The 5,305-nt window shown below is 40.3% G+C and carries 4 protein-coding genes and 3 pseudogenes; 4 read left to right on the top strand and 3 right to left on the bottom strand.

Translation table 11 applies throughout. The features are described from left to right. The 3 genes and pseudogenes from ACXAC4_RS20760 to ACXAC4_RS20750 all read left to right on the top strand — a co-directional run. Nucleotides 1-477, top strand: a pseudogene (locus tag ACXAC4_RS20760) (hypothetical protein); the annotation flags it as partial. After that, nucleotides 446-1,471, top strand: a complete 1,026-nt coding sequence (locus ACXAC4_RS20755; protein ID WP_475165090.1) for an adenine nucleotide alpha hydrolase family protein — start codon at nucleotides 446-448, stop codon at nucleotides 1,469-1,471. The pseudogene ACXAC4_RS20760 and the gene ACXAC4_RS20755, both read left to right, overlap by 32 nt. A 115-nt stretch (nucleotides 1,472-1,586) precedes the next feature. Further along, nucleotides 1,587-2,156 (top strand): DUF2799 domain-containing protein, encoded by a 570-nt coding sequence (locus ACXAC4_RS20750; protein ID WP_199529141.1) that lies wholly within the window; start codon nucleotides 1,587-1,589, stop codon nucleotides 2,154-2,156. Here ACXAC4_RS20750 and ACXAC4_RS20745 read toward each other — a convergent pair. Both ACXAC4_RS20745 and ACXAC4_RS20740 read right to left on the bottom strand, forming a co-directional pair. Next, on the bottom strand, nucleotides 2,142-3,824 hold the full coding sequence (locus tag ACXAC4_RS20745; RefSeq protein ID WP_054551849.1) for a sensor domain-containing diguanylate cyclase: 1,683 nt from the start codon (nucleotides 3,822-3,824) through the stop codon (nucleotides 2,142-2,144). The genes ACXAC4_RS20750 and ACXAC4_RS20745 overlap by 15 nt on opposite strands. Nucleotides 3,825-3,954: 130 nt before the next feature. Next, nucleotides 3,955-4,482, bottom strand: a pseudogene (locus ACXAC4_RS20740) (FAD-binding domain-containing protein); the annotation flags it as partial. Nucleotides 4,483-4,844: 362 nt separating this feature from the next. Here ACXAC4_RS20740 and ACXAC4_RS20735 point away from each other — a divergent pair. Then, the gene (locus ACXAC4_RS20735) at nucleotides 4,845-5,018 is read left to right on the top strand and encodes a DUF6435 family protein (RefSeq protein ID WP_106406577.1); all 174 of its coding nucleotides are present in this window, start codon (nucleotides 4,845-4,847) and stop codon (nucleotides 5,016-5,018) included. Here ACXAC4_RS20735 and ACXAC4_RS20730 read toward each other — a convergent pair. Beyond that, nucleotides 5,015-5,305 (bottom strand): annotated as a pseudogene (locus tag ACXAC4_RS20730) (ABC transporter ATP-binding protein); the annotation flags it as partial. The gene ACXAC4_RS20735 and the pseudogene ACXAC4_RS20730 sit on opposite strands and share 4 nt — an antisense overlap.

Below are 5,305 nucleotides of genomic sequence, written 5' to 3'. Positions count from 1 at the left end.
GCAACACTCATTGGACACCCTCTCATATCAAGCTCTAGAACACAGGACCTAATTACACTTGCGGGCTGCGAGTCTCTCGACTTTTCTTTGCAGCAATGCGAAGGAGTATTTAGCTTTTGTCAATTTGATCTGCAGAGCCAGCGCCTAACATTAGCGACTGATCCACTTGGATTAAAACCTTTTTATACCTTACAAACACAGTATGGTTTACTATTTTCCACTAACCTTAATTTATTTAAGCAGTTGGATATCCAACTACAGAACAATCCGGATGCATTAACTGAGCTTGCCGTGCTTGGTTATCCTCTTTTAGATCATACGCCGTTTAAAGACGTAAAATGCTCATACCCAAGTGAAATGCTATGCTTTAATGCAAAACAGGGTGTAACTAGAAAAAGATATTTTGATTGGGTATCACTTGCAAAACAAAAGCTCGTTGCACCAGATGCAATTGAAGGGAATCTCAAAGGCTTTTAAAACTTTAGTTGCAAAGGCAAAACATAAAGATAAAACAATTCTTAGCACTTTATCTGGCGGTTTAGACTCTAGGCTTATTAACAGTGAGTTATTGCGCCAAGGCGTGCAATTGAAGTCGTTTAACTTTTCGCAATCTGATAGCCAAGATCTATTTTGTGCTAAACAATATGCATCACAAAATGCAGTACCATTAGAAGTAATACAAGTTTCAGACACCCAGCGGCTATCTGTCGAACAGCGCCTTGGCAAATATTGGCGTAAAGCGAAACATCAAGATTTCACTAACGTATGCAGACCACAAATAAGCTGGTCAGGAAATGGCGGTAGTGTTGGGATCGGGCTTATTTATTACGGTGATGAAATTTATGCTGCAGCAAAAGAAAACAACTTAGATAAACTAATCAGTGCTTACCTCAAACAACAATACGCTTTTTTACCTAAGTCAGTTGTTCATAATGCTGAACAATTACAACAAAAACTGATAGCTAACTTAAAAATTAGCTTCGAACCACTCGCTGAATTACCACTTGAAAAAGCATTTCAATTATTCTTGCTGCTTAACGATCAACACCACCATTTGAGTGTTCCTAACGAGCAGGTTTGCGAATTTAAAATGGAGTTTTTCCATCCATTTTATTCGTGGAAGGTCCTACAGTATCCGTTGGGTTTACCGGTGGAGTACGTTCGCAAACACCGTTTTTATCAACGATGGTTAAAAACCGATTACCCACGAGCTTTACTTGCGCCTTGGCAAACTTACCCAGGACACTTGCCTTGCCCAATAACCGTCAAGCATCAAACCCAATGGCAATTGAATAGCGCAAACCTTATGTCGCCCACAGAACTATTAAAGCTATGGTTTAAAATTATGTTTTTTGACCGCCATTTATTGATAAAGCGCTGCCATTTCACTTTACTTTGCATCTTACAGTTAACTCATTTAAAGAATGTTCAGCCTAATTTACGTGTTGCTCAGAAATTCTGCCAATGGTGAATGAAGTTCAGGCCATCATTTTGAATTAACTGCTTTGAAGTAAAAACAGCTTTCTAACAACGAACTTTTCGGGCTAGAATCTATTAGGTTATTAATATCATAAGCTGAGATTTTAATGAGAAAATGGACTCTTCCTCTACTGCCCCTAATCGTATTAGCAGGCTGCACCTCGGTTAGCAAAAATGAATGTTTACAAGCTGACTGGCATGGTATTGGTTATAAACATGGTGCAGATGGCACTGAGTATCGCGATGGCATAGATGCACTATCACAATGCAGTGAGTATGGTGTAAATGCTGACATTGCTAAATATAAAGTGGGATACGATCAGGGCCTCGCTACATACTGTGAACCAGAAAATGGCTTTACGTTAGGCATGCAAGGCGCGTCATACAATGGTGTCTGTAATAGCACAGCGTTTCGTAAAGCATGGCAAGAAGGTAACGATAGATATCAAGTGCAACAAAGACTGAGTTATATTGATAATCGCATTGACGATATCGACCGTCGATTAAAAGATATTCGTGGCGAGCTTAACAGTAACCACCTTAATAATACTCAGCAAAAAGAGCTTTATCGAGAACGCAAAGATTTAGAAAACGAGCGTAAAGATTTGCGCAAAGAACGCGCATTACTTCCGCTTTTGAATAAACTGCCTAGTGTTGAAATATCAACCGAGTGGTGAGACTTTTAGAGCCAATTTCATTTCATACATTTGTTTATCAGCGATGGCCAAAAGTTCCTTTGCACTGTGTCCGTGTAAAGGATACATGGCGATACCAAAGCTCGCACTTACCGGCTGAACCGTTTCATAATCTTGCGCTACTTTTTTAACCGCCTGCTGACATCGTAGCGCTATATCTTGGCACAAACTAGCCTTTGTTAATGAAGGTAAAACAATAACAAACTCATCACCACCAATGCGCGATAGCACATCTTTATCTCTCATTTGTAAACGCAATTGCTGACTAATGTCCAGTAACAAATTGTCACCCTGTTCATGACCATATGTATCATTAACGAGTTTGAAATTATCAAGATCAAGATAGATCAATGCAAATTGGTTATGCTCTGCTGGCGTTCTTTGTGAGAAAGCACGCAATTGAATATCGAGTCCTCTGCGATTCAATAGCTTAGTAAGTGGATCTTGATTAACTAGCTCATTGAGAAGCTGGCGCTTTTCTACCGCCGAAGAGATATCATCAAATGCACCGATATAATGAGAAACTAAGCCATTTTCATCATACAGTGCATCTATGGATAATTGCTCAGGAAACACCTCTCCTGACTTTCGCTTATTCCATACCTCTCCTTGCCAACAGCCTTTATCGAGCAACTCAGTCCACATTTGTTGATAAAACTCATCTGGTTGCTTCTTTGCAGAAAGTATTGAAGGTTTTTTACCTATTACCTCATGCTTCTTAAACCCTGTTATTTGCTCAAAAGCAGGATTTACATCAACAATCACAGACTCAGCGGTGGTGATCAGAATCCCTCGGCTAGTTGTAGAAAAAACAGCCGTTAATAGTTTAATTCTCTCATTACTTTTAACTTCCTCTGTAACATCCTCAGAATAACCATTCCATTCTACACTGCCATCAGCTCGGGCTATCGGAGATGATTTTGCCGAAATCCAGATCTGTCCTTTTTTGGGGTGGTTAACGCGAAACACTTCACACCAATCAGTTAGCTCTGCGCGTGAATGCTCAATACTTCGTACAATACGTTCCAGATCATCTTGATGTATCGCTTGCATAACTCTATCTGCTGATGACTCAATATCTTTGGGAGAGCAGCCATAGATATCAAATACTTTTGATGTAGCAAATGGGAAAAACGCTTCATCTTTATTGTCTATTACATATTGATAAACAAAGCCTGGGAGGTTATCAGTGAACTTTTTTAGTTCTTGATGTAGGAATTCAATTTCGCGTTCTTTTTGCCATTGTTCCGTAATATCAATATGTATTCCAACCATCCATTCTGGATTACCGTTTTTATCCCACGTTTGTACTTGGCCTTTATCAAGCACTTTAACCCAGTGGCCTCGTTTATGTTTCATACGCGCTTCACAAACATATCGCGCTGATTCACCTTCGAAGTGCTCATTTAATAATTGCTCAGATTTCACTAAGTCTTCAGGGTGAGCAAAGGTAAGCCAAGTATCAATTGAAACGGGTTCTAGTTCGCACAGAGAATAGCCAATGATATCTGCCCATTTATCATTAAAAATTGTTTCGCCTGTTTGCACATTCCAGAGCCAAACTCCCACATCACCACTTTCGAGAAGCAACTGTGCAATATCTAGTCCTAGCTGCGACTTTAGTTCATTGTAAGCTTCACTAAATGCCATAATCTGCCTTAATAACTAGCCTAATGATAAACAATTAAGTCTTATTCATTATTTTAGTTAAAAAGGCAAAAAATACTAAAATATAATCAAATAAATATACTCTTACAGATTTATTGCGGATTGGTATTTTTCACCTTGACGGCCAGTCAACCTCATCAACCGAGTCAAAAAGCGTTGTGGTCGTTTGCTCGCCATTCCATTTGCGAATGTAACGTGACAAAGGATCATAAAGCGCTGTTTGCTTATTGATATGAAAGTGACGCCCACCTCTAGGGTCGACACCGACACCCGCAATATATTGCCAATTGCCCCAATTTGCAGCCACATCATAATCAATAAGTTGCTGTTCGAAGTAAGCTGCACCATAGCGCCAATCAAGAGCTAACTCATTAACCAAACAGCTTGCTGCAATCTGCCGCGAGCGGTTAGATATAAAGCCTGTTGTGTTGAGTTCATGCATTATCGCATTTACCAATGGAAATGGAGTGCAGCCATTACACCAAGCAGTGAAACGCTGGCTGTTAAACGTTGTTAGCGGCGCATTTTGCTTTTGACCTTTGAATAAAAAAAGCTTTGCTCCCGCTTGCAGTGCATGCCATTTGAAATATTCGCGCCATAGCAATTCAAACTTTATCCAATAGCTCGACTCATTTGCACCGTTTTGATGCTATCACTGAATAACCTGTCGCATCTATCATTCGATAAATGCCGGTTTTTCCTGGTTTCATGTTATTTTTACTGTCTGGTTATTTGAGAAGCGCTTGAATATATAGGAAGGCGTTTAAATACTCTGTCCATACTTTGTATGGCTGTGTCATCGTTTGTCGATAATAGTGAGAGTTGGCGAGCAATATGAACAACATCATTTCATCTAAATAAACGGGCAATATATCTATTAATCTAGCCAGACTCACTCAACAATAGTAAGTAGATACAATAAGTATTCAGTGCAAAGTCGCTGTCATCCAAAGATGAGGTTAGATCGTAATCATAGCCGTAACCCTAAAATTAGGACGCGACATGCTCTCATTTTTAAAGCCAAATCCGGTTAAAAAGCTTAAAAAACAGTACGAAGCTAAGCAGCAACAAGCCTTTCAGGCGCAGCGCAACGGCGATATTCGTGGATATTCATTGCTCACCGAAGAAGCAGAAAAGATTGACCAACAAATCAAAGAATTGGAAAACAACGCTTAGCCATTTGAGACATGGCTAAACTGCCGTTTTACTAAGCGTTGGTACAGAGGGCAGCGTGCCAGCAGGTCGGTATGGCTGCCTACATCAACAAGCTTGCCTTGATCCATCACGACAATGCGGTCAGCATGCTGAATGGTCGATAAGCGGTGAGCGATAATCAAGGTAGTGCGGTCACGCATTAAAGCCGCCAAGCCTTGCTGCACCGCATATTCACTTTCGCTATCAAGTGCGCTGGTGGCTTCGTCGAGCAATAAAATTCGTGGATCCTTGAGAATCGCGCGGGCAAC

It is taken from the genome of Pseudoalteromonas sp. AWM4_233 (genome assembly GCF_056158285.1).
This window is presented reverse-complemented; position numbering and strand designations above follow the sequence as displayed.

Coding starts and splice junctions, on each gene's coding strand:
- ACXAC4_RS20755 (WP_475165090.1), top strand. CDS start 446: ATGCAATTGAAGGGAATCTCAAAGGCTTTTAAAACTTTAGTTGCAAAG.
- ACXAC4_RS20750 (WP_199529141.1), top strand. CDS start 1,587: ATGAGAAAATGGACTCTTCCTCTACTGCCCCTAATCGTATTAGCAGGC.
- ACXAC4_RS20745 (WP_054551849.1), bottom strand. CDS start 3,824: ATGGCATTTAGTGAAGCTTACAATGAACTAAAGTCGCAGCTAGGACTA.
- ACXAC4_RS20735 (WP_106406577.1), top strand. CDS start 4,845: ATGCTCTCATTTTTAAAGCCAAATCCGGTTAAAAAGCTTAAAAAACAG.